Genomic DNA, 25,433 nt, shown 5'->3' on the forward strand with positions numbered 1-25,433 from the left:
GATATTGCTCGCACTGGGCGAAGGTGGCGGAATTGGTAGACGCGCTAGCTTCAGGTGTTAGTGTCCTTACGGATGTGGGGGTTCGAGTCCCCCCCCTCGCACCAACGAGGCGATATCAACAATAGTAAGATGACTGTGCGAAGGTGGCGGAATTGGTAGACGCGCTAGCTTCAGGTGTTAGTGTCCTTAGGATGTGGGGGTTCGAGTCCCCCCCCTCGCACCAATTATCTTACATCCCTTCTGAAGTTCCCCTTGTTTTTCCCTGTTATTTCAAACTCATCAGTATCACCAGAATTCCACTGACCAGTGCTACGCATGATGGCAGTAAAACAAAGTGGCGAAGCTGCTTATGCCAGATCATGCCTGACGTGACTAACAGTCCTGACACAATGATCGCTTTCCAGGTATCAAGGGAGAGATCGGCAAACATCAACCCGCCGAGAATCGCTCCCGGTAGCAATACCCCCCAACCACTGCCAAGCGCCCTGTTCAACATGATCTGCCCTCTCACAACGATAATGATAACCAATATCATATGACACACATTATCATTTGTCAGCTGAATGAATCAAAATCCATCGACCTTTACCTTTCCCGTAATGACAGGAATTGCCTAAGGTGATAAATTGCACACCTGTTAACAACATCTAAAGATTTTCTGATAATTACTCTTTGAGTTTTTTGCATGTTTTATTGCGAAACAGCACCTACTTATTTGTTTTAATTAAATTTTAATAAAAACGCACGACTATGACATCACAATCCTGGCGGTCTTTGGTTCACAGAAAATATCAATTGTCGTTACGTTTATTTTTATTTCTGAACGCAACCTCGGCAGTGTTCTCGGTAACAAATCCGCTCAATTCTGTACGCCTGTTATCTGCCCCACTTATTGCTATTTTCTCCATCAGCACCGGCCTGTTCGTCTGGCACTGGAGAAAGCGCGCGCGGAAGATAAATATTCCCGTTGTTTCAGGGATCTTCGGTATTTTGTGGGCCTGGCAAATTGAGTCTAAATTCGCCTTAATTACCCACGACCACGCGACGTATTTGTTAATCGCTCTATTAACGGTACTTTTTATCGGAACGCTGGCATTCGCGAGTAATATCAAAGCATTTACGCTGCACTCATTGCCCACCTTTATTGTCTGCCTGTGGCTAAGCGATCACGATATATGGCTGAGAATGACCTATTCTTTCGCACTTCCTGTGGTGGCAATTGCTATTCATAACATTTTGCAAACGCGTAACGACCGTTTCGCTCAGGAATTGCTCTCGCGCCTGTTGGAAGAGCGAGAAACCCTTACCGATCTCAGCATGATGGACCCGCTTACCGGGCTCTATAATCGTCGCGGTCTGCAAAGCCGTCTGGAGAACCTGCCGACGGTAGAAAATGGCGAGCACTTTGTCCTGCTGATGGATATCGATCACTTCAAAGCCTATAACGATCACTATGGCCATATGATGGGGGATCAGGCGCTGAAGCGCGTCTCTGCGGCAATCCGCGACGCCGTGCGTTCTCGCGATATTGTGGCGCGTTTTGGCGGAGAAGAGTTCATGGTGCTGCTGACCAATATTTCACTCGAACATGCTCGCCAGACGGCCGAGCGGATCCGTCAGAAAGTCTACGATTTGAAAATCCCGCATCTGTTTAACGAGAGTGTCGCGACAAACGTCACCATCAGCATTGGTATTGCCATTTTCGAGGATGAAGACGTGGAAGGCGCGCTGGAAAAAGCGGACAAAGCCCTCTACGAAGCAAAGCATATGGGGCGCAATAACATTCTGTTAAGTGAAGAGCTGCAGACGGCATAAACATCACGGCGGTGTCTTAAAGACAAAAGTCTTGCCATTGATATGAGCAATAGTTAGGATTGGCAATCATTATCATTTAGATTTCTATCTATACTATGGCTACGCATACCGCATACATCGTCGAGCCCCTCCTCTGGCGAGCGCCCCTCACCAGCGGGAATGCTTCGCTTGCTGATGCCATACGGGATAAGATTGCGGAGACGCGCGCCCACCTGCTGGATTTTATCCGCCTTGATGAAGCGCACCCGAACCACGCCATGACGCTCTCAGAGTGGCGTCAACCGACAAAACTGCAGTCGCTGCTGGCCACCTATTCCGACCATATCTATCGCAATCAGCCCACTCTTACGCGGGAAAATAAACCACTGCTCTCTCTTTGGGCGCAGTGGTATATCGGCCTGATGGTGCCTCCCCTCATGCTGGCGCTGTTAACCCAGAAGAGCATGCTGGAACTTTCGCCGGATAATTTCCACGTCGAGTTTCACGAAACCGGGCGCGCAGCCTGTTTCTGGATTGATCTGCACGAAGACCAGAACGCGGAACGCCTGACGGCTCAGGAACGCATGGAGCAGCTTATCACCCAGGCCCTGATCCCGGTCGTGGACGCGCTTGAAGCGACGGGAGAAATTAACGCGAAGCTTATCTGGAGCAATACGGGCTATTTAATCCACTGGTATTTAACGGAAATGAAGCCTCTGCTTGGTGATGAGAACGTTGATGCCCTGCGTCAGTCCTGTTTCTTTGCAAAACAGCTTTCCGATGGCCGTGACAACCCGTTATTCCGTACCGTCGTGCTCCGTGATGGGCTTCTGGTTCGCCGCACATGCTGCCAGCGCTATCGCCTGCCAGACGTTAAGCAGTGCGGGGATTGCACGCTGAAATAATCGGCCACGGCCTGATGCCCTCACCCTGCCCCTCTCCCACAGGGAGAGGGAACAAACACTAAAAACGGCAACCTGAGTTGCCGTTTTGCTTTAACCTAAGCCACCTGCTGATTGTCCTCTTCCGCGTTACGCTGTGCTTCTTCCGCTTCCTGCTCCAGCAGCTGTTTCTCGTACACTTTGAAGAACGGGAAGTAGATGATTGCCGATACGCAGGCCAGGACCACAACCAGAATAGCCGCGCGGAAATCCCAGCCCAGAGCCCACGCTGCGCCTATTGGCGCCGGTGCCGTCCAGGGAACCACTGAGATGACGCGGCCAATCAGGTCAAACGTCATCGCCGCCCAGGCCAGCACGGCATTTACCATCGGTGCCAGCAGGAACGGAATAAAGAACACCGGGTTCATCACGATTGGCGTACCGAAGATAACGGGTTCATTGATGTTGAAGAAGCTGGGTACCACGCTCAAACGCCCGATAGAGCGTAAATGCGCTGAACGGCTACGCAGATAGCAAATCACCAGCCCCATCGTGGCGCCCGACCCGCCAATTACGATAAAGAACGTCCAGAACGCCTCCATAAAAATATGCGGCAGAGGCTGGCTGGCGGCCAGCGCGGTCTGGTTCGCACCCAGGTTGGTCAGCCAGAACATCTGCAGCATCCCGGAGACGATGGCGGCGCCGTGGATACCGGCGAACCACAGCAGATGGCCAATCAACACGGCCAGCAGGATCGCAGGCAGGGAATCCGCTGCGGAAACCAGAGGTTTAAAGACCGACATAATGGCCTGCGGGATCAGCATGCCGAACTGAGACTGAATGAACAGGCTGAGAGGATAGAGCGTTAACACCACTACCAGTACCGGAATCAGCAGATCAAACGAGTTTTTGATCATCGGAGGGACCTGGTCTGGCAGGCGAATACCGATGTTATGCGCCTTGAGAAAACGCATCATCTCAACGCAGTAGATCGCCACCAGAATCGCGGTAAAAATGCCCGTCCCACCCAGGCTATCGACAGGCAGCGTGCCTTTGGTTTTCGGTGCCGCGACCAGCAGAAACGCCATCAGCGACAGCATGGCGCACATAAACGGGTCTAACTGGTGTGATTTGACATAATGTTTGCCAAGGTTATAGGCGATGGCCGCACAGATATAGATGGACATAATGCCCATCGTCATATCAAACGGCGTCAGGATCTGGCCTTCAAACTGCTTCGCCATATCCAGCCAGGCTCGGGCGAAACCCCAGGTGGTATCCGGCGAAAACGGTGGGTATGCGAACACTAACAGAAACGAACCCACAATCATAAATGGCATCGCAGAGATAAACCCATCACGGATAGCCATGACATGACGCTGGGAAGAGATCCGCCCGGCAATCGGGCTCACGTAATTTTCAACAAAACGGAATATCAGGTTAAACGCAGCATGGTTGGCAGACATGGCAGATCTCCTGTCAGACGTTTGTTACGGGCGCATTTGCGCCGCACGTTGTTCCATAAATCACCTTCACAACCTTGCTGGCTTGTGTACCAGTGGTACTGCTCAGACGGAATGGTTTCATAATTTGCTCTTATTATTGGATACAGGGGACGTTACGTACTCAGTATTAATCGACGCATCACGCTCTGCAACCGGTTACTGTAACCGGTTTCCGTGATTGTGAAGAGGATCCAGAAATCAGCCGTTCGGGATATTTGTTACTGAAGAGATATTTACAGAGCATAAATTCTTATGACAGATTACGCAGGATATTTGTCAGGAGGAAACAATGAGTTTGCAGTCTGTACAGCAGTTTTTTGCCGACAACGCGCCGGATATAGACGTCATTGAACTTAGTCAGAGTACCGCTACCGTTGCGTTGGCTGCTGCCGCCCATCGTGTTGAACCGGGGCAAATCGCCAAGACCTTGTCATTAAAGGTGAAAAATGAGGTGATACTGGTGGTGGCGAAAGGCGATGCGCGCCTGGATAACAAAAAGCTGAAAGATACGTTTGGTGCAAAAGCGCGCATGCTCAGCAGTGATGAAGTGGTGACCATCACAGGTCACCCCGTTGGCGGCGTGTGCCCGTTCGGCCTTGAAAACCCGCTCGCGGTTTACTGCGATATCTCATTAAAGCAGTACGCCGAAGTTCTGCCCGCAGCAGGCGCAATTCACAGTGCCGTGCGTATTTCACCTGACAGAATGGCAGAGCTGACTTCCGCAAAATGGGTTGATGTTTGCATCTGATTGATGCGCCAGAACCTGTCTGGCGCGCAACAGACAGGTTATAAAAAAGTCGGCTTGCTGAGTATCGAACTTCGCGGTTCTCTTGCTGAAAGATGGGTAATAATATCCGCCGCATCGAGCAGCCCTACGTCAGAGTTCACCCCCAGCTTGACCATCGCATTAAACTTATGCGCCCGGATGGTCTTAATATTGCGTTCAAGCTGTGCCGCGATTTGAGGAATGGAATAGCCACAAGACATATAACGCAATATTGCCCGTTCCGTTGGGCTTAACATTCTGCTTTGACTCTGGTACCAGTGATTCATCATATTGTCATTGATGCGCAGGGTTTCGCTCAGCAACACCATGAGTTCCTTCTGCAGGAGCTCAAGCTTCAGCGATTTACTGACCACACCGTGAAGGCGTGACGGGGAAAGATGGCTAATCAATCTTGCTTCCATCTCATCAGCGACCAGGATAATGCGCTGGATATGGCCATGCGTAAACGCAAAATCCCGCAGGTGCGCCAGGCAGCTACGACGCTCTTCTCGCGCATCGGAATATGAATAGATCAGCGAGAAAAAATTGATGTGCTGAAGTGCTTTCTGAAAGCTGTCAAATTCACTAAACAGATGCAGCTGATAATGATTCAGTCCGGGCATCGCAAAAAGATGCTGTAGCCCAACAGCACTCATCGTGCAATTTTCGACGATGGCGATATGTCTTGTTGAATCGGTTTTTTCCATTCCTCGAACTCTCCATAGGCTGACATCAAACTCAGCTCTCGCATTCCCTGTGTACTGTTTATCCAGGCGTACATATCGGCATTACTGCGTAATGACAGCCGTCGCATCGCACTGTTTTTCTGCGCACTGACGGTTTTATTGCTTTTCTTAAGCAATGAGGCGATTTGGTTAATCCCCCATCCTTTACCTAACAGTCGCAAAACTTTGCGTTCGGAGTGCGTAAGGGCAATAACGTTTTCGTCTTCGTCCTCCGTACTTTGAGGTTCAGGGGCTAACAACGTCTGGCTTACCCGCTCTGCGCGTTCGCTACCTGCCCGAATAGCGTTAACCAGGCCTTCAATGGGTTCCATATCAGAAAGCAACGTACTTTCCGGGCGCACAAGTAGCTCAACGGCAATAGGGTTAAGCGGCCGCGAAACTAAAAAGATCCAGTGAATGTTCCGGTATTGATTCAATAAATTGAAATACTCTTCGAGCGCGCCCCGAGGATTCCAGTATTCGCCTGTAATATCGGCAATGATGACGTCAGCGCGGCGTAGCTGGAGCAGTGTTAACTCCTGCAATGAGCTGCAATAGGTCAATTCAAAATCGGGGAAATGGCGAGTCATTACGCCCCCCAACCCGTTTTGCATGACCGGTATCCGGCTAATGATAACGCTATGCTTACCGTGCAAAGACAACATAGACCCTCCGTGTCCATTCTTCATGTGATGAGTAACGTTAAAATGCATCAACGTATGAGTATTTTCGTCCCTGAGTGTAAAGCAGGTTAATACAAGCAGAAGATGAGATGTTTTCTTAGTTTAAGAAATACCTAAACAGCAGTAATATCTCACAAAGCGAAATTAAATTTAATTGCAGTGTCATTAAAATAACTACAATATAAAATTAGAATAACTAAATATATATAACTTATCTTTCAATAATTATAATTCACCAGAATGATGAATTAATCCCAACCCCTTCCGCACTTAGGCGCTGCAACTGTTTGCATAAACCTTGATCTGGCCCACAGCAAGAGACACTGCACTTTGTGCTAAAAGTAATCGCTATGGGCCAACCGGCAACTTTCCACCTTCTTCAGGACAATACATGCAGGCAGATCGGTCAACGCAGCGTGCTATCACGCGGCTATGTATTCAGTGCGGTCTTTTTCTGCTCCAGCACGGCGCGGAAAGCGCGCTGGTTGAGGAGCTTTCCACCCGGCTGGGACTGGCGCTGGGTATGGATAGCGTTGAAAGCGCTATTTCATCTAACGCCATCGTGCTGACCACGATCAAAGACGGCCAGTGCCTGACCTCCACCCGTAAAAACCATGACCGCGGCATTAACATGCACGTCGTGACCGAAGTGCAGCACATCGTCATCCTTGCTGAACATAAGCTTCTCGATCTTCGGGAGATTGAAAAACGGTTCAGCCAAATTAAGCCATTGCGTTATCCGCGCTGGCTTGTCGTGGTGATGGTAGGGCTGTCTTGCGCCTGCTTTTGTAAGCTCAACAAAGGCGGCTGGGACGGCGCGATCGTCACCTTTTTCGCCAGCAGTATCGCCATGTATGTTCGCCAGCTGCTGACGCACCGGCAGCTGCATCCGCAAATTAACTTCTGCATTACCGCGTTTGTCGCCACCACGGTTTCCGGCCTGCTGCTGCGCCTGCCGCAGTTTGCCACTACCCCGACGATTGCCATGGCCGCCAGCGTGCTTCTGCTTGTTCCGGGCTTTCCGTTGATCAACGCCGTTGCCGACATGTTTAAAGGACACATCAATACCGGTCTGGCACGCTGGGCTATTGCCAGCCTGCTGACGCTGGCGACCTGCATCGGCGTTGTGATGGCCATGACACTCTGGGGGTTACGCGGATGGGCGTGATAGATTTTCTGCTGGCGCTGGCACAGGACATGCTTCTGGCCGCCATTCCTGCCGTCGGCTTTGCGATGGTGTTTAACGTTCCGCAACGCGCTCTGCGGTGGTGTGCGCTGCTGGGCGCGATTGGTCATGGCTCGCGAATGGTGATGATGACCGCAGGATTTAACATCGAATGGTCGACATTTATGGCCTCCATGCTGGTTGGCAGTATCGGCATTCAGTGGTCGCGCTGGTATCTGGCGCATCCCAAGGTGTTCACCGTCGCCGCCGTGATCCCAATGTTCCCCGGCATATCTGCCTATACGGCGATGATTTCCGCGGTGAAAATCAGCCACTTTGGCTACACCGAGCCTCAGATGATCCTTCTCCTGAGCAACTTTCTTAAGGCCTCGTCCATCGTCGGCGCGCTCTCTATCGGGCTGTCGATCCCCGGGTTGTGGCTGTACCGCAAACGCCCACGCGTTTGATATTTGTGTTATTTCGCTGCCATGGAGATAATCCTTCTGGTCCGTTTGGTGAAAATAAGGAAAGGATGTGGCTAACCCTGGCAGCGAACACCCCGAGCACGGCGAAGAATCCAGCCTGAAAGAGAAAATTTTTCAGAGCGCCATCGCGCTTTTTGCCGAGTATGGATTGAACGGTGCCCGCATGGAGCAGATCGCGGAGAAAGCGGGTACCACCAAACGCATGGTGGTTTATCATTTTAAGAATAAAGAGAATCTCTATCTGCTGATTCTGGAACATGTTTACACCCAGATTCGCGCCAGTGAAAAAGCGCTAAGCCTGGCGGGAATGCCCCCCGTCGAAGCGCTGGTCAACCTGGTTGAAGCCACCTTTGACTATCATGCCGACCACCCGGACTACATCCGGATTATCTGCATGGAAAACATGCAGCGGGGCCGCTTTATGCAGCAGTCGAGCTATCTTCGCCAGGTCAACCGTAGCGCGCTCGACCTGCTGGAGGGCATCCTGCACCGGGGCAAAGAAAAGCAGCTCTTCAGCCAGACGGTTGACGCCCGCGATCTTCACCGCCTGATAAGCAGCTTCAGCTTTCATTACGTTGCCAACAGCTACACCTTCACGCTCCTGTTTGAAGATGGGGCGGACGAACAGGCTCAGCGCCAGCACTACCGCAAAATGGCCGTTCAGGTGGCGCTCCGCTACACCTGCCCATAAAATTGCTTGCAATTAAATCGCACACTACCTATATTGATCTCATGAACGCGAAAACGAACGACGCAACCGCTGCGCTCAAGCTGGATAACCAGCTCTGCTTTGCTCTCTATTCGGCAAATCTGGCGCTTAATAAGCTGTACCGGCAACTGCTGGCACCGCTGAACCTGACTTACCCGCAATATCTGGTGATGCTGGTACTGTGGGAGCAGGATGACGTCACGGTGTCGGACATCGGCGAACGCCTGTTTCTGGACTCTGCAACCCTGACGCCGCTGTTAAAACGGCTGGAAAACGGTGGGTTAATCAACCGTCACCGTTCGCGCAAAGACGAACGTCAGGTCGCCGTCACCCTGAGTGAAGCGGGACGTGAACTTCAGCAGCAGGCATTGGGTATTCCCCATGCGGTGGGTTGCGCAGCGCAGTGTGATACCGACACTTTGCTGGCGCTCAAACAGCAGCTCGAACTTTTGCGACAACAGCTACACCGCGCGTAAAGCTATACTTTACGCGTGATTATCACCCATATATATCGCACGCTATTTAATAGCACACATTAAAGCAAGATGAGGAACCTGCCATGTCTTTAGAAAAAGTAGTGTATACCGCCAAAGCAAAAGCAACCGGTGGCCGTGACGGCCGCGCGACCTCTTCCGATGGCGTACTGGACGTAAAACTGGGCGTGCCAAAAGAGATGGGCGGCATGGGCGGAGAAGTAACGAACCCTGAGCAGCTGTTTGCTGCGGGCTATTCTGCCTGCTTCCTGGGCGCGATGAAGTTCGTGGCTGCACGCGACAAATTTACCCTGCCAAAAGATGCCTTTATTGAAGGCGAAGTGGGTATTGGCCCGCTGCCAACCGGTTTTGGTATCGAAGCAAAACTGAACATCCACGTTGAGGGTATGGATCCTGCGGAAGCTAAAAAGCTGGTCGATGCGGCGCACATTGTTTGCCCGTACTCTAACGCGACCCGCGGCAACATCGACGTGACCCTGAACATCATCGCGTGATAAATACCTGATGGCGCTGCGCTTTTCAGGCCTACGACCGTAGCCCCGGTAAGCGCAGCGCCACCGGGGAAATCCCCTCCTTCCCTTTCCTCTCTCTGTGCTACCATAAGCCCATATCACGCCCGTAGTAATCAGTAGAGTAAGCGTTATGTCCTCCAGAATTCTGACCACCAGCATTGCTGGCATTGATGCCTTTATGCGCGACCCACGCGGTGTGTTGACCCATGCCGAAGGCGGCACGGTTGCGGTTTTTGCCGACAACGCGCCGGCGTTCTACGCAATCACGCCGGAACGCCTGGCACAGCTTCTGGAGATTGAAGCGCAACTGTCACGCCCGGCGAGCGATATCACGCTGGACAACCAGTTCTTTGATGAACCGGTTAACGTCCCCGTGACCGTTCCGATGGGAAAATTTGCCCTGTACGCGGGCTGGCAGCCGGATGCGGATTTTCAGCGGCAGGCCGCGCTGTGGGGCATTGCGCTAACCCAGCCGGCCACCGCGGAAGAGCTCGCCGCGTTTACCGCCTGGTGGCAGGCGGAAGGTAAAGTCTTCACCCATATTCAATGGCAGCAAAAGCTCGCGCGTCATCTTCAAATTACCCGCGCCGGCAACAACGGCCAGCCCAAACGCGATATCAACGCGTTTTCCGAACCGGATAAACAGATCCCCAGCGGATTCCGAGGTGCGAAATGAAGAACGTCGGCGACCTGATGAAACGTCTGCAAAAAATGATGCCTGCCAACGTGAAGCCCGCTTTCACCACGGGTGAAGAGCTGCTGGCGTGGCAAAAAGAGCAAGGTGAGATCCGCGCCGCCGCGCTCGCCAGGGAAAACCGGGCGATGAAAATGCAGCGCACCTTTAACCGTTCCGGTATCCGTCCCCTGCACCAGAACTGCTCGTTCGATAACTATAAAGTCGAAACCAACGGACAAATGAACGCCCTTGCCGCCGCCCGTCAGTACGTGGATGAATTCGACGGCAATATCGCCAGCTTCATCTTTAGCGGCAAGCCGGGTACCGGAAAAAACCACCTTGCAGCCGCCATCTGCAACGAGCTGCTTCTGCGGGGTAAATCGGTTCTTATCATCACCGTGGCCGATATCATGTCCGCGATGAAAGACACCTTCAGCAACCGCGAAACCAGCGAAGAGCAATTGCTCAACGATCTGAGCAATGTCGATTTACTAGTCATCGACGAGATTGGCGTTCAGACAGAATCCCGCTATGAAAAAGTGATCATCAACCAGATTGTCGACCGCCGCTCCTCGTCCAAACGCCCCACCGGCATGCTGACGAACCACAATATCGACGAGATGACCCGCTTACTGGGTGAACGCGTCATGGACCGCATGAAGCTGGGTAATAGTCTTTATGTCATCTTCGACTGGGAAAGTTACCGCAGCCGCGTTACCGGCAAAGAGTATTAAGACAGTTCCAGGAATCGCCGCCTGGGCACAGGTATATACTGGAACCCCTTCGGCCCAAAACGGACCTTTTTGAGAGAGCCATGATGAAAAAACAGATTCTAATCAGCACCTTTTTAGGCGCGCTGCTGGTGACCGGCGCAGCGCAAGCGGCGTCCTGGCAGGAGTCCCTGTCAAGCGCGGCAAATGAGCTGACCAAAGAGAGCAGCAGCTCTCAGGGTGGACTCTCCGCCTCTTCCCTCACCAGCCTGCTGGGCAACAGCTCTCAGAGCCTTAGCGCAGGCACGATGAACAACGCGGCGGGGATTCTGGAATATTGCGCGAAGCAAAAGCTGGCCTCCGTGACCGACGCGCAAAACGTGAAAAACCAGGTGCTGGGTAAACTGGGTCTGGATACCCAGGAGCAAAAAGCGGACACCAACTATATGGACGGCATTCAGGGCCTGCTTAACGCGCAAAACGGGCAGCAGCTTAACCTGAGCACCCTCGGCAACTCTTCTCTGGCAAAACAGGTGAAAACCAAAGCCTGCGATCTGGTGCTGAAACAAGGCGTTAATTTCATCTCCTGATCTACCCCATTTTCTGCCACAACACGCCGCGTTTAATGCGATAGTCTTGCAACGCGGCGCTAAACGAACGTTTTTCCCACCTGCCACCGTCTCAGCGTCCGTTTGTCAGGATGCGACCTTCTTCATAAAAACGATTTTCTAAACCAAATCCTAACAACAGCACACTTTCGTGACACTAAAATTGCAGCTTAACGACATCGCAATTACATTGTATGACCCAAAAAATAAACAGTTAGCCAGCGAAGCACCTGGCGTCATGAGGATATGCTGTTGTCAGAATTCATGTCTCTTATCCTTTTTCTGGCTTCTGTCGGCGTTTACGCCTGGAAAGCCGGCCGTCACACCTGGTGGTTTATCGCCACGCTGGTGGTACTCGGCATTTTTATTATTTTAAACATTACCTTATACGCCAGCGACTACTTTACCGGTGACGGTATTAACGATGCGGTGCTCTACACGCTAACGAACAGCCTGACGGGCGCGGGTGTGGGCAAGTACATTCTTCCGGGGCTCGGCCTTATCGTCGCGCTGGTGACGATTTTTGGCGCGCTGGCCTGGGTGCTGCGTCGACGTCGCCATCTTCCGCACCATCATGGCTACAGCCTGCTGGCGTTATTCCTGGCGCTGGCCTCCGTCGACGCCAGCCCGGCGTTCCATCAGATCACCGAGCTGGTGAAATCCCAGTCGCGCGACGGCGATCCGGATTTCGCGGCTTACTACAAAGAACCGTCCAAAACGATCGCCAGCCCGAAGCTCAACCTGGTCTACATCTACGGTGAAAGCCTGGAACGCACGTACTTTGATAACGATGCCTTCCCGAACCTGACGCCAGACCTGGGCGCGCTGAAAAACGAAGGGCTCGACTTCAGCCACACCATGCAGCTGCCGGGTACGGACTATACGATTGCCGGAATGGTTGCCTCCCAGTGCGGTATCCCGCTGTTCGCGCCTTTTGAAGGTAACGCCTCAGCCTCAATGTCGACGTTCTTCCCACAGAATATTTGCCTCGGCGATATTCTGAAAAACTCCGGCTACGAAAACTATTTTATGCAGGGGGCAAACCTGCGCTTTGCCGGAAAAGACGTGTTCCTGAAATCCCACGGTTTTGACCACCTGTATGGCTCAGAGGAGTTAAAAACGACGGTTGCCGATCCGAGCTACCGTAACGACTGGGGCTTCTATGACGATACGGTACTCGACGAAACCTGGAAGAAATTCGAGGAGCTTTCCCGCGCGGGCAAGCGTTTCTCCCTCTTTGCGCTGACGGTGGATACCCACCATCCGGACGGGTTCGTCTCGCGCAGCTGCAAACGCAAAAGCTATGACGTGGATGGCAAAAACAACACGTCTTTCAGCGCCGTGACCTGCAGCCAGGAGCACATTGCCGCGCTGGTCGAGAAAATCAAAGCCTCGCCCTGGTTTAAAAACACCGTCATCGTCGTTTCGTCTGACCATCTGGCGATGAAAAACAGCGCCTGGGATCGGCTCAACAAGCAGGATCGCAGCAACCTGTTCTTCGTCCTGCGCGGCGACCAGCCGCAGCAGGAGGTCATTGCCACCAAACGCAACTCCATGGATAACGGCGCAACCGTGCTGGACATTCTGGGAGGCGACAACTTTATTGGCCTGGGCCGCAGCACGCTGTCGGGGCAATCCCTGTCGGAAGTCTTCCTCAACATGAAGGATAAAATCCTCGCCTGGAAGCCAGACATCATCCGCCTGTGGAACTTCCCGAAAGAGATGAAGGACTTCACCGTCGATCGGGATAAAAACACGATTGCCTTCTCGGGCAGCAGCTTCCGTCTGCCGCTGCTGGTGCGCGTGTCGGCGGGGCGCGTCGAGCCGCTGCCGGAAAGCGAATATTCCGCGCCGCTGCGCTATCAGCTGGCAGATTTTGCCCCACGCGATAATTTCGTCTGGGTCGACAGATGTTACAAGATGGGCCAGCTCTGGTCGCAGCCGCTGGCGCTTTCTACCGACTGGTGCGTCTCTCAGGGTCAGCTCGGCGGGGAGCAAACCGTACAGCACGTGGATAAAGCCCAGTGGAAAGGCAAAACCGCGTTTAACGATACGGTGATTGATACCGCGCGCTATCAGCGTAACGTCGACATGCTGAAAATCAGCGATAACGACATTCGCTACAAAGCGGACAGCTTTATCTTTAACGTGGCCGGCGCGCCCGAGGAAGTGAAGCAGTTTAGCGGCATCTCGCGTCCGGAGTCCTGGGGGCGCTGGTCCAACGCGCAGCTGGGCAATGAGGTGAAAATTGAGTACGCCCATCCCCTGCCGGAACAATTCGACCTGGTGATCATCGCCAGAGCGTATGGCCCCAACGCTAACAAGCCCGTACCGGTTCGCGTGGGCAGCCAGGAGCAGATGCTGACGCTCGGGAACGACGTGAGCACGCACACGCTGCATTTTGAGAACCCATCGCGCAGCAATACCCTGGTGATCGTGCCGCCGGATCCGCAGTCCACCAATGAAGGGAATATTCTCGGCCATTCACCGCGCGAGCTCGGCATTGGCATGGTCGAAATTAAAATTGTGAGTCGCGCAGGCTAATGGTCGACCTTAACCTCACCGTCCGCCCTACGCGTCCCGGCGACGTTGCCTCCCTGCCCGCCATTGAACGCGCGGCGGGCGAGCGCTTTCGTGAAGACCCGTGTCTCGCCTGGCTTGCCGACGGTGAGGTCATTTCCGCTGAGCAGCACCTTGAGTATGCCGAACGTGGGCTAAGCTGGCTGGCGCTGGCGAACGACCAGCCCGTCGGGTTTATCCTTGCCGAGGTCCACCCTTCATCACTGTTTATTGTCGAACTCTCGGTTGATCTGGACTGGCAGGGAAAAGGGATCGGCAGGCAGCTTATCGCCTGCGTGGCAGACCATGCCCGCACGCTGGGGCTGGCGTCGCTGACGTTGACGACGTTCAGGGACGTACCGTGGAACGCGCCGTTCTATGCAAAGCTGGGGTTTGAATACGTAGCTGAACTCACGCCTGAACTGCGTGAAAAACGTGAAGAAGAAGCAGCGCACGGCTTAGCGTATAACTCCCGCTGTGCCATGCGTCTGCCGCTTTGATATCGCCCGGTGGCGCTGCGCTTACCGGGCCTGCAACAACCTTCCGTAGGCCAGGTAAGGCGTAGCCGCCACCCGGCACAACGCACCGGGTTAGAACGTTTCCCAGTTATCGCCTGAATCGGCCGTCGCGGTTTTACGCGCCATCACCGGCGTGGAAACCGCTTTAGCCGCAGCGAATTCGCGCGCTTTCATCTGCTCCTGCTGAATGCGGAATACCGCCACGGCCTGAGTCAGACGGCTCGCCTGCTCTTCCAGGGCGGCCGCCGCTGCGGCAGATTCTTCAACCAGCGAGGCGTTCTGCTGGGTCACGCGATCCATCTCAGCGACCGCCAGACCCACCTGGTCGATACCGCGGCTCTGCTCGTCAGACGCAGAGGCGATTTCACCCATGATGTCCGTTACGCGGGTCACCGCGTTCACGATCTCACCCATGGTTTCACCGGCGCTTTCTACCAGCGTTGAGCCCACTTCCACGCGGCCCACGGAGTCTTCAATCAGGCTCTTGATTTCGCGAGCCGCCTGGGCGCTGCGCTGGGCCAGGTTACGCACTTCACCTGCCACCACCGCAAAACCACGGCCCTGCTCGCCCGCACGCGCCGCTTCTACCGCCGCGTTCAGTGCCAGAATGTTGGTCTGGAAGGCAATGCCGTCGATCACGCTGATAATGTCGGCAATTTTCTGCGAACTGCCCGCGATATCGCGCATGGTCTGGACCACGTTATCCACCACTTTGCCGCCTTTCTGCGCGGTTTCAGAGGCGCTCAGCGCAAGGTGGCTCGCCTGACGGGCGTTTTCGGCGTTCTGCTTAACGGTTGCCGTCAGCTGCTCCATGCTGGCAGCGGTCTCTTCCAGGGAAGCGGCCTGCTGTTCAGTGCGGGAAGAGAGGTCGTTATTGCCCATCGCAATTTCGCTCGCGCCGCTGTAGATCGCGTTCGCGCCGTTACGCACGTCGCCGACGGTACGCACCAGCTCACTCTGCATATGGCGCAGCGAGTCGGCCAGTTCACCCATCTCGTTGGTGCCCTGAACCTCAATGCGCTTCACCAGGTCGCCGCTGGCGATATGGCGAATGTTGTCGATCAGACGATTCAGCGGAGAGATCAGCGTCTGCTTGATGTTGAGCCAGACGGCCACGATCACCACCAGCACGGCAATCAGGACGCTGATCAGCACCCAGATAGCCTGGCTGTAGGAGCTGTTGCTGTCTTCGACCGCCGTCTGATACAGCTTGTCGTTCTGCTGCAGGTAGCTCACATACTGCTTCTCAAAACCGTCCTGATAACTCTGGGTCGGCTGGTCGAAGAAGGCGTTGATTTTGCCGGCACCCAGCAGCTGAATCAGCTCCGCCAGCGCACCGTGGTAAATATCATAGTTACGCTTGATCTCCATGGCATCCGCATCGCTTTGACGCGGATCGCGCGGCAGGGCTTCGTAGGCAGCCCAGTTTTTTTCCGCCTGTTTCAGAGACGTAGACGCGATTTGCATCAAATCGTTAACGGTCGCGCCGCTGCCGATATTGCTCTGATCCATCATGTAGCGGATACCCGCACGGTTCAGGGTATTACGGGTTTGCAGCAACGCTACCCAGCTGGCGTTCAGCGTGGATTGTTGCTGGCGAATGGTTTGCAGGACGGTGAAATTCTCTTTGTCATTCTTAAGGGCATTAAAGAAAAGACCACCGGACGTGAGTTGTAAAAGGCCAAATATCGCTAAAACCAGCATTAAGCTGGTGACAATCTTGATACGGTTTAACATGTTTTCTCTTTCCTCAGACAGATACAGAATTTTCGGCCTGGAAAGGGAAAACTTTACGAAAATCATCCTGGAATTTGTGGTTTTTACTCTTCTTCCCGCGCTGCGTTATGCCGGTTTCCGAGTTCAATAAACTCTTCCAGCAGCGCCGTCAGCTGTTTCATCTTCTCCGGCGTGTATTCCGCCTCGATCTGCTGATACGCCTCTTCGACCTGCGCCTGGGCGTGTTCATATAGCGCATTCCCCTCTTTGGTCAGCGACACGTACAGCTTGCGCTGGTCGTTCACCGGCTTTAAGCGCAACACCAGGCCGTCGCGCTCCATCCGCGTCAGAATGCCCGTCAGGCTCGGGCGAAGGATGCAGGTGCGAAACGCCAGATCGTGAAAATCCATCGACGGATGTTCAGCCAGCACGCGCACAATGCGCCACTGCTGCTCGGTCAGGTTATGGCGCTTCACGATCGGGCGGAAGTACGACATCGCCGCTTCCCGCGCCTGCAGCAGCGCGATGGTTAATGAATCATGCATAGCCTTTCCCATCATTAACAAGTAAACAATCCCTAAAAGATGTTTTTATAAACAACACGTTTTCCGTCAAAAAGTCTAACAGAAACCCATCAATTTTATTAAGAACATGATTTTATTATCAATAAAACCCAATATGTAAATTTATTGTTATTCCCATCACAAATATTTCACTTCTGATTGCGAAATAAACAGCAAAAGCATAAAACCAGATCATTAACATATTAATGAAATCACAACCCGGACCACCGGGGTGAGGAGTATATGAATGAAAGGTACCGTTTTTGCCGTCGCCCTCAACCATCAAAGCCAGCGTGAAGCCTGGCGTGAGGCCTTTGAAAAAGCGCCCTACAACACGCCGCCGAAAACAGCGGTGTGGTTTATCAAACCGCATAACACGGTGATCCGCGCGGGCGAGCCGATCCCCTTCCCGCACGGGGAAACGGTATTAAGCGGCGCGACGGTGGCGCTGGTCGTGGGCAAAACCGCCAGCAAGGTGCGCGTGGAGGACGCCGCGGAGTACATCGCGGGATATGCGCTCGCCAACGAGGTGAGCCTGCCGGAAGAGAGCTTCTACCGCCCGGCCATCAAGGCCAAATGCCGGGACGGATTTTGCCCGCTCGGCGAACTTGTCGCCGTGGATAACGTGGATAACCTGACCATCATCACCGAGATCAACGGCCGCGAAGCGGACCACTGGAGCACGGCCGATCTTCAGCGCAGCGCCGCCGAACTGCTGAGCGCCCTGAGCGAGTTCGCCACCCTCAATCCCGGCGATGCGATCCTGCTCGGCACCCCGCAAAGCCGCGTGGAGATCCGCCCGGGCGATCGCGTGCGCGTTCTGGCGGAAGGTTTTCCGCCGCTGGAAAACCCGGTGGTGGATGAACGCGACGTCGCCATTGCGCACAGCACGCCGCCGCACGCCACGCTGTTTGCCCTCGGTCTGAACTATGCCGACCACGCCAGCGAGCTGGACTTCAAGCCGCCCACCGAGCCGCTGGTATTTATCAAAGCCCCGAACACCTTCAACGGCGACGGCCAGACGTCGGTGCGCCCGAACAATATCGAATACATGCACTACGAGGCGGAGCTGGTGGTGGTCATCGGTAAAACCGCGCGTAAGGTCAGCGAAGCCGAGGCGATGGACTATGTTGCGGGCTATACGGTCTGCAACGACTACGCCATCCGCGACTACCTGGAAAACTACTACCGACCGAACCTGAGGGTGAAAAGCCGGGACGGGCTGACCCCCATTTCCCCAAACATCGTGCCAAAAAAAGCCATCCCCGATCCGCACAACCTCGCCCTGCGCACCTTCGTCAACGGCGAGCTGCGCCAGGAAGGCACCACCGCCGATCTCATTTTCAGCATCCCGTACCTGATTGCGTACCTGAGCGATTTTATGACCCTGCAGCCGGGCGACATGATTGCCACCGGCACGCCGAAGGGGCTGTCCGACGTGGTGCCGGGCGATGAGGTAGTGGTGGAAGTGGAAGGCGTGGGACGCCTGGTGAACCGGATTGTCAGCGAGGAGACTGCAAAATGAAAAAGATTAACCACTGGATCAACGGTAAAAACGTCGCCGGAAGCGAGTACTTCCACACTACCAACCCGGCCTCCGGCGAGGTATTAGCGGAAGTCGCCGCCGGCGGTGAAGCTGAAGTTCACCAGGCCGTCGCCGCCGCCAAAGAGGCGTTCCCGAAATGGGCCAACCTGCCGATGAAGGAGCGCGCGCGCCTGATGCGTCGTCTGGGTGACCTGATCGACCAGAACGTGCCCGAGATCGCCGCCATGGAAACCGCCGACACCGGCCTGCCGATCCACCAGACCAAAAACGTGCTGATCCCGCGCGCCTCACACAACTTCGAGTTCTTCGCCGAGGTGTGCCAGCAGATGAACGGCAAAACCTACCCGGTCGACGACAAGATGCTCAACTACACCCTGGTGCAGCCGGTGGGCGTCTGCGCGCTGGTGTCGCCGTGGAACGTGCCGTTTATGACCGCCACCTGGAAGGTCGCGCCGTGCCTGGCACTCGGAAACACCGCGGTGCTGAAGATGTCTGAACTCTCCCCGCTGACCGCCGACCGTCTGGGCGAGCTGGCGCTGGAGGCGGGCATTCCGGCGGGCGTGCTCAACGTGGTGCAGGGCTACGGCGCGACGGCAGGCGACGCGCTGGTGCGCCATCACGACGTGCGCGCCGTCTCCTTCACCGGCGGCACCGCCACCGGACGCAACATCATGAAAAACGCCGGGCTGAAGAAATACTCCATGGAGCTGGGCGGCAAATCTCCGGTGCTGATTTTTGAAGATGCCGACATCGAGCGCGCGCTGGACGCCGCCCTGTTCACCATCTTCTCCATCAACGGCGAGCGCTGCACCGCCGGCTCGCGCATCTTCATCCAGCAGAGCATCTACCCGGAATTCGTGAAGCGCTTTGCCGAGCGCGCCAACCGCCTGCGCGTGGGCGACCCGACCGATCCGAACACCCAGATCGGCGCACTCATCAGCAAGCAGCACTGGGAGAAAGTCTCCGGCTACATCCGCCTCGGCATTGAAGAGGGTGCAACCCTACTGGCGGGCGGCCCGGACAAACCGACCGACCTGCCTGCGCACCTGAAGGGCGGCAATTTCCTGCGACCAACCGTGCTGGCGGACGTCGACAACCGCATGCGCGTGGCGCAGGAGGAGATCTTCGGGCCGGTGGCCTGCCTGCTGCCGTTTAAGGACGAAGCGGAAGGCCTGCGCCTGGCCAACGACGTGGAGTACGGCCTGGCGTCGTACATCTGGACCCAGGACGTCAGCAAAGTGCTGCGCCTGGCGCGGAATATCGAAGCGGGGATGGTGTTCGTCAACACCCAGAACGTGCGCGACCTGCGCCAGCCGTTTGGCGGCGTGAAGGCCTCCGGCACCGGCCGCGAGGGCGGTGAGTACAGCTTCGAGGTGTTCGCGGAGATGAAGAACGTCTGCATCTCCATGGGCGACCATCCGATTCCAAAGTGGGGGATCTGACCATGGGTAAATTAGCGTTAGCGGCAAAAATCACTCACGTTCCGTCGATGTACCTCTCCGAGCTGCCGGGGAAAAACCACGGCTGCCGCCAGTCGGCCATCGACGGGCATAAAGAAATCAGCAAGCGCTGCCGCGAGCTGGGCGTGGACACCATCATCGTGTTCGACACCCACTGGCTGGTGAACAGCGCGTACCACATCAACTGTGCGGACCATTTTGCGGGCGTCTACACCAGCAACGAGCTGCCGCACTTTATCCGCGACATGACCTACGACTACGACGGCAACCCGGCGCTCGGCCAGCTGATCGCCGACGAGGCGGTGAAGCTCGGCGTGCGCGCCAAAGCGCACAACATCCCGAGCCTCAAGCTGGAGTACGGCACGCTGGTGCCGATGCGCTACATGAACGCGGATAAACACTTCAAAGTGGTCTCCATCTCGGCGTTCTGCACGGTCCACGACTTCGCCGACAGCCGCAGGCTGGGCGAGGCCATCGTCAGCGCCATCGAAAAATACGACGGCACCGTGGCGGTGCTCGCCAGCGGCTCGCTGTCGCACCGCTTTATCGACGACCAGCGCGCGGAGGAAGGGATGAACAGCTACACCCGCGAGTTCGACCGCCAGATGGACGAACGCGTGGTGAAGCTGTGGCGCGAGGGGCAGTTCAAAGAGTTTTGCAGCATGCTGCCGGAGTACGCCGACTACTGCTACGGCGAGGGCAACATGCACGACACGGTGATGCTGCTGGGGATGCTCGGCTGGGACAAATACGACGGCAAGGTGGAGTTCCTCACCGAGCTGTTCGCCAGCTCCGGCACCGGCCAGGTTAACGCCGTTTTCCCGCTGCCCGCGTAAGGAGCCACCATGCCGCACTTTATTGCTGAATGTACCGACAACATCCGCGAGCAGGCCGACCTGCCGGGGCTGTTTGCCAAAGTGAATGAGGCGCTGGCCGCCACGGGCATCTTCCCCATCGGCGGCATCCGCAGCCGCGCCCACTGGCTGGACACCTGGCAGATGGCCGACGGCAGGCACGATTACGCCTTTGTGCATATGACGCTGAAGATTGGCTCCGGGCGCAGCCTGGAGAGCCGGGAAGCCGTGGGGGAGATGCTGTTTGCGCTGATCAAGGCACATTTCGCGGAGCTGATGGCCGACCGCTATCTGGCGCTGTCGTTCGAGCTCGACGAGCTGCACCCAACGCTCAATTACAAACAGAACAACGTGCACGCGTTGTTTAAGTAATACCGTCCCCTCTCCCTTTGGGAGAGGGTTAGGGTGAGGGGAAATCTCTGCGGCCTGATGCCCTCACCCCGTCCCTCTCCCACGGGGAGAGGGAGAAAAAAACATAAAACAGGATATCGCCATGCTCGACAAACACACCCATACCCTGATCGCCCACCGCCTGCATCAGGCGGAACAAACCCGGGAGCAGATCCGCGCGATCTCGCTGGACTACCCGGAGATCACCATTGAAGACGCCTACGCCGTTCAGCGCGAATGGGTCAGCCTGAAAATCGCCGAAGGCCGCGTGCTGAAGGGCCATAAGATCGGCCTGACCTCCAAAGCGATGCAGGCCAGCTCGCAGATTAGCGAACCGGACTACGGCGCGCTGCTGGACGACATGTTCTTCCACGACGGCAGCGACATCCCGGTCGATCGCTTCATCGTCCCGCGCATCGAAGTCGAGCTGGCCTTTGTGCTGGCAAAACCGCTGCGCGGCCCGAACTGCACCATCTTCGACGTCTACAACGCTACGGACTATGTGATCCCCGCGCTGGAGCTGATCGACGCCCGCTGTCACAACGTTGACCCGGAAACCCAGCGCCCGCGCAAGGTGTTCGATACCATCTCCGATAACGCCGCCAACGCGGGGGTGATCCTCGGCGGTCGTCCGATTAAGCCCGACGAGCTGGATCTGCGCTGGATCTCCGCCCTGCTCTACCGCAACGGCGTGATCGAAGAGACCGGCGTCGCCGCAGGCGTGCTTAACCACCCGGCGAACGGCGTGGCGTGGCTGGCGAACAAGCTGGCACCGTACGACGTGCAGCTTGAGCCCGGCCAGATTATTCTCGGCGGCTCGTTTACCCGCCCGGTGCCCGCCAGCAGAGGCGACACCTTCCACGTCGACTACGGCAACATGGGCTCCATCAGCTGCCGCTTTGTGTAAGGAGACAACCATGCAAAACGCATTCAAAGCGGCGCTGAAGGCGGGCCGTCCGCAAATCGGTTTATGGCTGGGGCTCACCAGCAGCTACAGCGCCGAGCTGCTGGCCGGGGCAGGCTTCGACTGGCTGCTGATCGACGGCGAGCACGCGCCGAACAGCGTGCAAACCGTCTTAACCCAATTACAGGCCATCGCGCCCTATCCCAGCCAGCCGGTGGTGCGCCCGTCGTGGAACGACCCGGTGCAGATCAAACAGCTGCTGGACGTGGGCGCGCAAACCCTGCTGGTGCCGATGGTGCAAAACGCCGACGAAGCGCGGCTGGCGGTACGTGCCACCCGCTACCCGCCCGCGGGCATTCGCGGGGTCGGAAGCGCCCTGGCGCGCGCCTCGCGCTGGAACCGCATCCCGGATTACCTGCAGCAGGCCAACGACGCCATGTGCGTGCTGGTGCAGATTGAAACCCGCGAGGCGCTAAAAAATCTGCCGCAGATCCTCGACGTTGAAGGCGTCGACGGCGTGTTTATCGGCCCGGCGGATCTGAGCGCCGACATGGGCTTTGCCGGCAATCCGCAGCACCCGGAGGTGCAGGCCGCCATCGAGCAGGCTATCGCGCAGATCCTCAGCGCGGGCAAAGCGCCCGGCATCCTGATGGCGAACGAGCCGCTGGCGAAACGCTACCTCGAGCTTGGCGCGCTGTTTGTCGCCGTCGGCGTCGACACCACCCTGCTCGCCCGCGGCGCCGAAGCGCTGGCGGCACGCTTTATCGAACAACCGGTTACGTCAGTTAATAACAATAAATCCGTCTACTAAACGTAAGATCTGGAGCGCACCATGACGACCTCTACCCTGCAAACCCATGATAATAAAGCTGTTGAACATCGCGCCATTAACAAGCTGTTCCGACGCCTGATCGTCTTTCTCTTTATCCTGTTTGTCTTTTCGTTTCTCGATCGTATCAACATCGGCTTTGCCGGGCTGACGATGGGCAAAGATCTGGGCCTCACGTCGACCATGTTTGGCCTGGCCGCGACGCTGTTTTACGTCACCTACGTGCTGTGCGGGATCCCGAGCAACATCATGCTGGCGAAGATCGGCGCGCGGCGCTGGATCGCCGGGATCATGGTGGTGTGGGGCATCGCCTCCACCTGCACCATGTTTGCCACCAGCCCTGAAACGCTCTACGTTCTGCGCATGCTGGTGGGCATTGCCGAAGCGGGCTTCCTGCCGGGGATTTTGGTCTACCTCACATGGTGGTTCCCGGCCTATCACCGCGCCCGCGCCAACGCGCTGTTTATGATCGCCATGCCGGTGACCATGATGCTCGGCTCGATCCTCTCCGGCTACATTCTGGCGATGGATGGGCTGTGGAACCTGAAGGGCTGGCAGTGGCTGTTCCTGCTGGAGGGGCTGCCGTCGGTGGTGCTCGGCGTGGTGACCTGGTTTTATCTCAACGACACGCCGGATCAAGCTACCTGGCTCGACGACGACGAAAAGCAGGCGCTGAAAACGATGATCGCCCGCGAGCAGGAGGTCGCCATTGCACAGTCCGTCACGCCGCGATCGACGCTGCGCGAAGTGCTGACCCCGGCGGTGCTGCTCTACACGCTGGCCTACTTCTGCCTGACCAACACGCTCAGCGCCATCAACATCTGGACGCCGCAGATCCTGCAAAGCTTCAACACGGGGAGCAGCAATATCGTCATCGGTCTGCTGGCGGCGATCCCGCAGTTTTGCACCATTCTCGGGATGATCTGGTGGAGCCGACGCTCCGACAGGCTGAAAGAGCGAAAAAAGCACACCATCCTGCCGTACCTCTTCGCCGCGGCGGGATGGATGCTGGCCTCGGCCACCGATCACAGCCTGATCCAGCTGCTTGGCATCATTATGGCCTCAACCGGATCCTTTACCGCCATGGCGATATTCTGGACCACGCCGGATCGGGTGATTAGCCTGCAGTCCCGCGCGGTGGCGCTGGCGGTGATCAACGCCATCGGCAACGTCGGATCCGCCGTCAGCCCGCTGCTGATCGGCATTCTGCGCGACGCGACCGGCAGCTTCAGCTCCGGGCTGTGGTTTGTGGCCGGGCTGCTGGTGGTCGGCGCGCTGGTGCTGACGCGCATCCCGATGACGCAGCGGGATCAACAGAGGAACGAGCATGTGCCAGAGCCCTATCGCCAACATTGATATCAGCAAGGAGTACGACGAAAGTCTGGGCACCGACGATGTGCACTACCAGTCGTTCGCGCGCATGGCGGCCTTTTTTGGCCGCGACATGCAGGCGCACCGTCACGACCAGTATTTTCAGATGCACTTTCTCGATACCGGGCAGATTGAGCTCCAGCTCGACGATCACCGCTACTCGGTGCAGGCTCCGCTGTTCGTCCTCACGCCGCCGTCGGTGCCGCACGCGTTTATCACCGAATCCGACAGCGACGGACACGTGCTGACGGTGCGCGAGGATCTGATCTGGCCGCTGCTGGAGGTGCTCTACCCCGGCACGCGGGAAGCGTTTGGCCTGCCGGGGATCTGCCTCTCGCTGGCCGACAGGCCGGACGAGCTGGCGGCGCTGAAGCACTACTGGCAGCTTATCGCCCGGGAATCCACGGAACAGCTGCCGGGGCGCGAACATACTCTGGTCCTGCTGGCGCAGGCGGTGTTTACCCTGCTGCTGCGCAACGCGAAGCTCGACGACCACGCTTCGGGCGGCATGCGCGGCGAGCTGAAGCTGTTCCAGCGCTTTACCCAGCTGATAGATGCCCACTACCACCAGCACTGGACGGTGCCGGAATACGCCAGCGAGCTGCACCTGACCGAATCCCGCCTGACCGATATCTGCCGCCGCTTCGCCAACCGCCCGCCGAAGCGGCTGATCTTCGACCGCCAGCTGCGGGAAGCCAGGCGGCTGCTGCTCTTCTCCGACAGCGCGGTCAGCGACATTGCCTGGCAGCTGGGGTTTAAGGATCCGGCCTATTTTGCCCGTTTTTTTAATCGCTTAGTGGGGTGCTCGCCGAGCGCGTATCGGGCGCAGAAAGTACCGGTGTCGTAAAACCTTACCCCTCACCCTAACCCTCTCCCCATAGGGGAGAGGGGACGATTTCTCCCTCGCCCCTTTGGGGAGAGGGCCGGGGTGAGGGGACAACGATCACAAATCCCAATCCCGCCCGAAAAGTACCCGCCGTTGTCCCAATCGTCCCTTCACGTTCCGCCCC

Annotated in this window: 27 protein-coding genes and 2 tRNA genes; 23 read left to right on the top strand and 6 right to left on the bottom strand. The window is 56.3% G+C overall.

Features of this window, described 5'->3' with window-relative positions:
* The first annotated feature begins 17 nt into the window (after positions 1-17).
* Both FOY96_RS18560 and FOY96_RS18565 read left to right on the top strand, forming a co-directional pair.
* Positions 18-104: transfer RNA gene (locus FOY96_RS18560), tRNA-Leu, on the top strand.
* A gap of 33 nt (positions 105-137) precedes the next feature.
* Positions 138-223 (top strand) — tRNA-Leu (locus FOY96_RS18565).
* Positions 224-265: 42 nt separating this feature from the next.
* Here FOY96_RS18565 and FOY96_RS18570 read toward each other — a convergent pair.
* A complete protein-coding gene (locus FOY96_RS18570) occupies positions 266-535 on the bottom strand; it encodes a DUF1435 domain-containing protein (protein WP_032660829.1) in 270 nt (89 codons plus the stop codon).
* 215 nt (positions 536-750) lie between these two features.
* On the opposite strand from FOY96_RS18570, the gene FOY96_RS18575 reads away from it, so the two are divergent.
* Both FOY96_RS18575 and fhuF read left to right on the top strand, forming a co-directional pair.
* The gene (locus FOY96_RS18575) at positions 751-1,815 is read left to right on the top strand and encodes a GGDEF domain-containing protein (protein ID WP_047060227.1); all 1,065 of its coding nucleotides are present in this window, start codon (positions 751-753) and stop codon (positions 1,813-1,815) included.
* A 95-nt stretch (positions 1,816-1,910) separates the two neighbouring features.
* Positions 1,911-2,699 carry a siderophore-iron reductase FhuF gene (gene fhuF, locus FOY96_RS18580; protein ID WP_143347558.1) on the top strand — a complete coding sequence of 263 codons (789 nt, stop codon included), beginning with the start codon at positions 1,911-1,913 and terminating at the stop codon, positions 2,697-2,699.
* A 95-nt stretch (positions 2,700-2,794) separates the two neighbouring features.
* On the opposite strand, the gene FOY96_RS18585 is transcribed toward fhuF, so the two are convergent.
* The gene (locus FOY96_RS18585; protein WP_094935759.1) at positions 2,795-4,141 is read right to left on the bottom strand and encodes a PTS sugar transporter subunit IIC; all 1,347 of its coding nucleotides are present in this window, start codon (positions 4,139-4,141) and stop codon (positions 2,795-2,797) included.
* Positions 4,142-4,469: 328 nt separating this feature from the next.
* Between FOY96_RS18585 and FOY96_RS18590 the strand changes: the two genes are divergently transcribed.
* Positions 4,470-4,928, top strand: a complete 459-nt coding sequence (locus FOY96_RS18590; protein ID WP_008502085.1) for a YbaK/EbsC family protein — start codon at positions 4,470-4,472, stop codon at positions 4,926-4,928.
* Positions 4,929-4,966: 38 nt separating this feature from the next.
* Here the strand turns inward: FOY96_RS18590 and bglJ are convergent, their stop codons facing one another.
* Positions 4,967-5,602: a DNA-binding transcriptional activator BglJ gene (gene bglJ, locus FOY96_RS18595; protein WP_087823449.1), complete on the bottom strand. Its 636-nt coding sequence runs from the start codon at positions 5,600-5,602 to the stop codon at positions 4,967-4,969.
* Positions 5,599-6,336: a helix-turn-helix transcriptional regulator gene (locus tag FOY96_RS18600; protein ID WP_143347559.1), complete on the bottom strand. Its 738-nt coding sequence runs from the start codon at positions 6,334-6,336 to the stop codon at positions 5,599-5,601. Before FOY96_RS18600 ends, bglJ begins: the two co-directional genes overlap by 4 nt.
* 409 nt (positions 6,337-6,745) lie before the next feature.
* Here FOY96_RS18600 and FOY96_RS18605 point away from each other — a divergent pair, with 409 nt between their 5' ends.
* From FOY96_RS18605 to FOY96_RS18650, 10 genes are all read left to right on the top strand, one after another.
* Positions 6,746-7,522, top strand: coding sequence for a threonine/serine exporter family protein (locus FOY96_RS18605; protein ID WP_023310303.1), 777 nt, complete (start codon positions 6,746-6,748; stop codon positions 7,520-7,522).
* Complete coding sequence (locus FOY96_RS18610; RefSeq protein WP_023310302.1) at positions 7,513-7,986, top strand: threonine/serine exporter; 474 nt, start codon at positions 7,513-7,515, stop codon at positions 7,984-7,986. Before FOY96_RS18605 ends, FOY96_RS18610 begins: the two co-directional genes overlap by 10 nt.
* A 67-nt stretch (positions 7,987-8,053) precedes the next feature.
* On the top strand, positions 8,054-8,695 hold the full coding sequence (locus FOY96_RS18615; RefSeq protein WP_143347560.1) for a TetR/AcrR family transcriptional regulator: 642 nt from the start codon (positions 8,054-8,056) through the stop codon (positions 8,693-8,695).
* A 41-nt stretch (positions 8,696-8,736) separates the two neighbouring features.
* Complete coding sequence (locus FOY96_RS18620; RefSeq protein WP_064673267.1) at positions 8,737-9,189, top strand: MarR family winged helix-turn-helix transcriptional regulator; 453 nt, start codon at positions 8,737-8,739, stop codon at positions 9,187-9,189.
* 83 nt (positions 9,190-9,272) lie between these two features.
* Positions 9,273-9,701 carry an organic hydroperoxide resistance protein gene (locus tag FOY96_RS18625; protein WP_023310299.1) on the top strand — a complete coding sequence of 143 codons (429 nt, stop codon included), beginning with the start codon at positions 9,273-9,275 and terminating at the stop codon, positions 9,699-9,701.
* Positions 9,702-9,849: 148 nt separating this feature from the next.
* Positions 9,850-10,395, top strand: coding sequence for a primosomal protein DnaT (gene dnaT / locus FOY96_RS18630; protein ID WP_029742210.1), 546 nt, complete (start codon positions 9,850-9,852; stop codon positions 10,393-10,395).
* Entirely contained in the window at positions 10,392-11,129 is a 738-nt protein-coding gene (dnaC, locus tag FOY96_RS18635) for a replicative helicase loader DnaC (RefSeq protein ID WP_023334409.1), read from the top strand. The genes dnaT and dnaC overlap by 4 nt, the downstream gene beginning before the upstream one ends.
* 83 nt (positions 11,130-11,212) lie before the next feature.
* Positions 11,213-11,695 (top strand): YjjA family protein, encoded by a 483-nt coding sequence (locus tag FOY96_RS18640; RefSeq protein ID WP_073001066.1) that lies wholly within the window; start codon positions 11,213-11,215, stop codon positions 11,693-11,695.
* Positions 11,696-11,965: 270 nt separating this feature from the next.
* Positions 11,966-14,257 carry a phosphatidylglycerol--membrane-oligosaccharide glycerophosphotransferase gene (gene opgB, locus FOY96_RS18645; protein WP_143347561.1) on the top strand — a complete coding sequence of 764 codons (2,292 nt, stop codon included), beginning with the start codon at positions 11,966-11,968 and terminating at the stop codon, positions 14,255-14,257.
* A complete protein-coding gene (locus tag FOY96_RS18650) occupies positions 14,257-14,772 on the top strand; it encodes a GNAT family N-acetyltransferase (protein ID WP_143347562.1) in 516 nt (171 codons plus the stop codon). Before opgB ends, FOY96_RS18650 begins: the two co-directional genes overlap by 1 nt.
* Positions 14,773-14,862: 90 nt before the next feature.
* Here FOY96_RS18650 and tsr read toward each other — a convergent pair whose 3' ends face one another.
* Both tsr and hpaR read right to left on the bottom strand, forming a co-directional pair.
* Complete coding sequence (tsr, locus tag FOY96_RS18655; RefSeq protein WP_033146482.1) at positions 14,863-16,527, bottom strand: methyl-accepting chemotaxis protein; 1,665 nt, start codon at positions 16,525-16,527, stop codon at positions 14,863-14,865.
* Between the two features lie 83 nt (positions 16,528-16,610).
* Positions 16,611-17,051: a homoprotocatechuate degradation operon regulator HpaR gene (gene hpaR, locus FOY96_RS18660; protein WP_023334396.1), complete on the bottom strand. Its 441-nt coding sequence runs from the start codon at positions 17,049-17,051 to the stop codon at positions 16,611-16,613.
* A gap of 265 nt (positions 17,052-17,316) precedes the next feature.
* Here hpaR and hpaG point away from each other — a divergent pair, with 265 nt between their 5' ends.
* The 8 genes from hpaG to hpaA all read left to right on the top strand — a co-directional run bounded on the left by hpaG (position 17,317) and on the right by hpaA (position 25,270).
* Entirely contained in the window at positions 17,317-18,594 is a 1,278-nt protein-coding gene (hpaG, locus tag FOY96_RS18665; RefSeq protein ID WP_143347563.1) for a 4-hydroxyphenylacetate degradation bifunctional isomerase/decarboxylase, read from the top strand.
* Positions 18,591-20,057, top strand: a complete 1,467-nt coding sequence (hpaE, locus tag FOY96_RS18670) for a 5-carboxymethyl-2-hydroxymuconate semialdehyde dehydrogenase (protein ID WP_047060239.1) — start codon at positions 18,591-18,593, stop codon at positions 20,055-20,057. The genes hpaG and hpaE overlap by 4 nt, the downstream gene beginning before the upstream one ends.
* Before the next feature lie 2 nt (positions 20,058-20,059).
* On the top strand, positions 20,060-20,911 hold the full coding sequence (gene hpaD / locus FOY96_RS18675; RefSeq protein WP_039262285.1) for a 3,4-dihydroxyphenylacetate 2,3-dioxygenase: 852 nt from the start codon (positions 20,060-20,062) through the stop codon (positions 20,909-20,911).
* 9 nt (positions 20,912-20,920) lie between these two features.
* The gene (locus FOY96_RS18680) at positions 20,921-21,301 is read left to right on the top strand and encodes a 5-carboxymethyl-2-hydroxymuconate Delta-isomerase (RefSeq protein WP_143347564.1); all 381 of its coding nucleotides are present in this window, start codon (positions 20,921-20,923) and stop codon (positions 21,299-21,301) included.
* 121 nt (positions 21,302-21,422) lie between these two features.
* Positions 21,423-22,226 (top strand): 2-oxo-hept-4-ene-1,7-dioate hydratase, encoded by an 804-nt coding sequence (gene hpaH, locus FOY96_RS18685; protein WP_045355040.1) that lies wholly within the window; start codon positions 21,423-21,425, stop codon positions 22,224-22,226.
* 10 nt (positions 22,227-22,236) lie between these two features.
* Positions 22,237-23,034, top strand: a complete 798-nt coding sequence (hpaI, locus tag FOY96_RS18690; protein WP_064673190.1) for a 4-hydroxy-2-oxoheptanedioate aldolase — start codon at positions 22,237-22,239, stop codon at positions 23,032-23,034.
* 21 nt (positions 23,035-23,055) lie between these two features.
* A complete protein-coding gene (gene hpaX / locus FOY96_RS18695; RefSeq protein WP_048978976.1) occupies positions 23,056-24,408 on the top strand; it encodes a 4-hydroxyphenylacetate permease in 1,353 nt (450 codons plus the stop codon).
* Positions 24,380-25,270, top strand: a complete 891-nt coding sequence (gene hpaA / locus FOY96_RS18700; RefSeq protein WP_094935508.1) for a 4-hydroxyphenylacetate catabolism regulatory protein HpaA — start codon at positions 24,380-24,382, stop codon at positions 25,268-25,270. Before hpaX ends, hpaA begins: the two co-directional genes overlap by 29 nt.
* Positions 25,271-25,433 lie beyond the last annotated feature (163 nt).

It is taken from the genome of Enterobacter asburiae, from assembly GCF_007035645.1.
GTDB classification, from domain to species: domain Bacteria; phylum Pseudomonadota; class Gammaproteobacteria; order Enterobacterales; family Enterobacteriaceae; genus Enterobacter; species Enterobacter asburiae_B.

What these genes read in the sequence shown, in the direction of transcription:
- FOY96_RS18570 (WP_032660829.1), bottom strand. Translation starts at nt 535, where the DNA reads ATGATATTGGTTATCATTATCGTTGTGAGAGGGCAGATCATGTTGAAC.
- FOY96_RS18575 (WP_047060227.1), top strand. Translation starts at nt 751, where the DNA reads ATGACATCACAATCCTGGCGGTCTTTGGTTCACAGAAAATATCAATTG.
- fhuF (WP_143347558.1), top strand. Translation starts at nt 1,911, where the DNA reads ATGGCTACGCATACCGCATACATCGTCGAGCCCCTCCTCTGGCGAGCG.
- FOY96_RS18585 (WP_094935759.1), bottom strand. Translation starts at nt 4,141, where the DNA reads ATGTCTGCCAACCATGCTGCGTTTAACCTGATATTCCGTTTTGTTGAA.
- FOY96_RS18590 (WP_008502085.1), top strand. Translation starts at nt 4,470, where the DNA reads ATGAGTTTGCAGTCTGTACAGCAGTTTTTTGCCGACAACGCGCCGGAT.
- bglJ (WP_087823449.1), bottom strand. Translation starts at nt 5,602, where the DNA reads ATGAGTGCTGTTGGGCTACAGCATCTTTTTGCGATGCCCGGACTGAAT.
- FOY96_RS18600 (WP_143347559.1), bottom strand. Translation starts at nt 6,336, where the DNA reads ATGTTGTCTTTGCACGGTAAGCATAGCGTTATCATTAGCCGGATACCG.
- FOY96_RS18605 (WP_023310303.1), top strand. Translation starts at nt 6,746, where the DNA reads ATGCAGGCAGATCGGTCAACGCAGCGTGCTATCACGCGGCTATGTATT.
- FOY96_RS18610 (WP_023310302.1), top strand. Translation starts at nt 7,513, where the DNA reads ATGGGCGTGATAGATTTTCTGCTGGCGCTGGCACAGGACATGCTTCTG.
- FOY96_RS18620 (WP_064673267.1), top strand. Translation starts at nt 8,737, where the DNA reads ATGAACGCGAAAACGAACGACGCAACCGCTGCGCTCAAGCTGGATAAC.
- FOY96_RS18625 (WP_023310299.1), top strand. Translation starts at nt 9,273, where the DNA reads ATGTCTTTAGAAAAAGTAGTGTATACCGCCAAAGCAAAAGCAACCGGT.
- dnaT (WP_029742210.1), top strand. Translation starts at nt 9,850, where the DNA reads ATGTCCTCCAGAATTCTGACCACCAGCATTGCTGGCATTGATGCCTTT.
- dnaC (WP_023334409.1), top strand. Translation starts at nt 10,392, where the DNA reads ATGAAGAACGTCGGCGACCTGATGAAACGTCTGCAAAAAATGATGCCT.
- FOY96_RS18640 (WP_073001066.1), top strand. Translation starts at nt 11,213, where the DNA reads ATGAAAAAACAGATTCTAATCAGCACCTTTTTAGGCGCGCTGCTGGTG.
- FOY96_RS18650 (WP_143347562.1), top strand. Translation starts at nt 14,257, where the DNA reads ATGGTCGACCTTAACCTCACCGTCCGCCCTACGCGTCCCGGCGACGTT.
- tsr (WP_033146482.1), bottom strand. Translation starts at nt 16,527, where the DNA reads ATGTTAAACCGTATCAAGATTGTCACCAGCTTAATGCTGGTTTTAGCG.
- hpaR (WP_023334396.1), bottom strand. Translation starts at nt 17,051, where the DNA reads ATGCATGATTCATTAACCATCGCGCTGCTGCAGGCGCGGGAAGCGGCG.
- hpaG (WP_143347563.1), top strand. Translation starts at nt 17,317, where the DNA reads ATGAAAGGTACCGTTTTTGCCGTCGCCCTCAACCATCAAAGCCAGCGT.
- hpaE (WP_047060239.1), top strand. Translation starts at nt 18,591, where the DNA reads ATGAAAAAGATTAACCACTGGATCAACGGTAAAAACGTCGCCGGAAGC.
- hpaD (WP_039262285.1), top strand. Translation starts at nt 20,060, where the DNA reads ATGGGTAAATTAGCGTTAGCGGCAAAAATCACTCACGTTCCGTCGATG.
- FOY96_RS18680 (WP_143347564.1), top strand. Translation starts at nt 20,921, where the DNA reads ATGCCGCACTTTATTGCTGAATGTACCGACAACATCCGCGAGCAGGCC.
- hpaH (WP_045355040.1), top strand. Translation starts at nt 21,423, where the DNA reads ATGCTCGACAAACACACCCATACCCTGATCGCCCACCGCCTGCATCAG.
- hpaI (WP_064673190.1), top strand. Translation starts at nt 22,237, where the DNA reads ATGCAAAACGCATTCAAAGCGGCGCTGAAGGCGGGCCGTCCGCAAATC.
- hpaX (WP_048978976.1), top strand. Translation starts at nt 23,056, where the DNA reads ATGACGACCTCTACCCTGCAAACCCATGATAATAAAGCTGTTGAACAT.
- hpaA (WP_094935508.1), top strand. Translation starts at nt 24,380, where the DNA reads ATGTGCCAGAGCCCTATCGCCAACATTGATATCAGCAAGGAGTACGAC.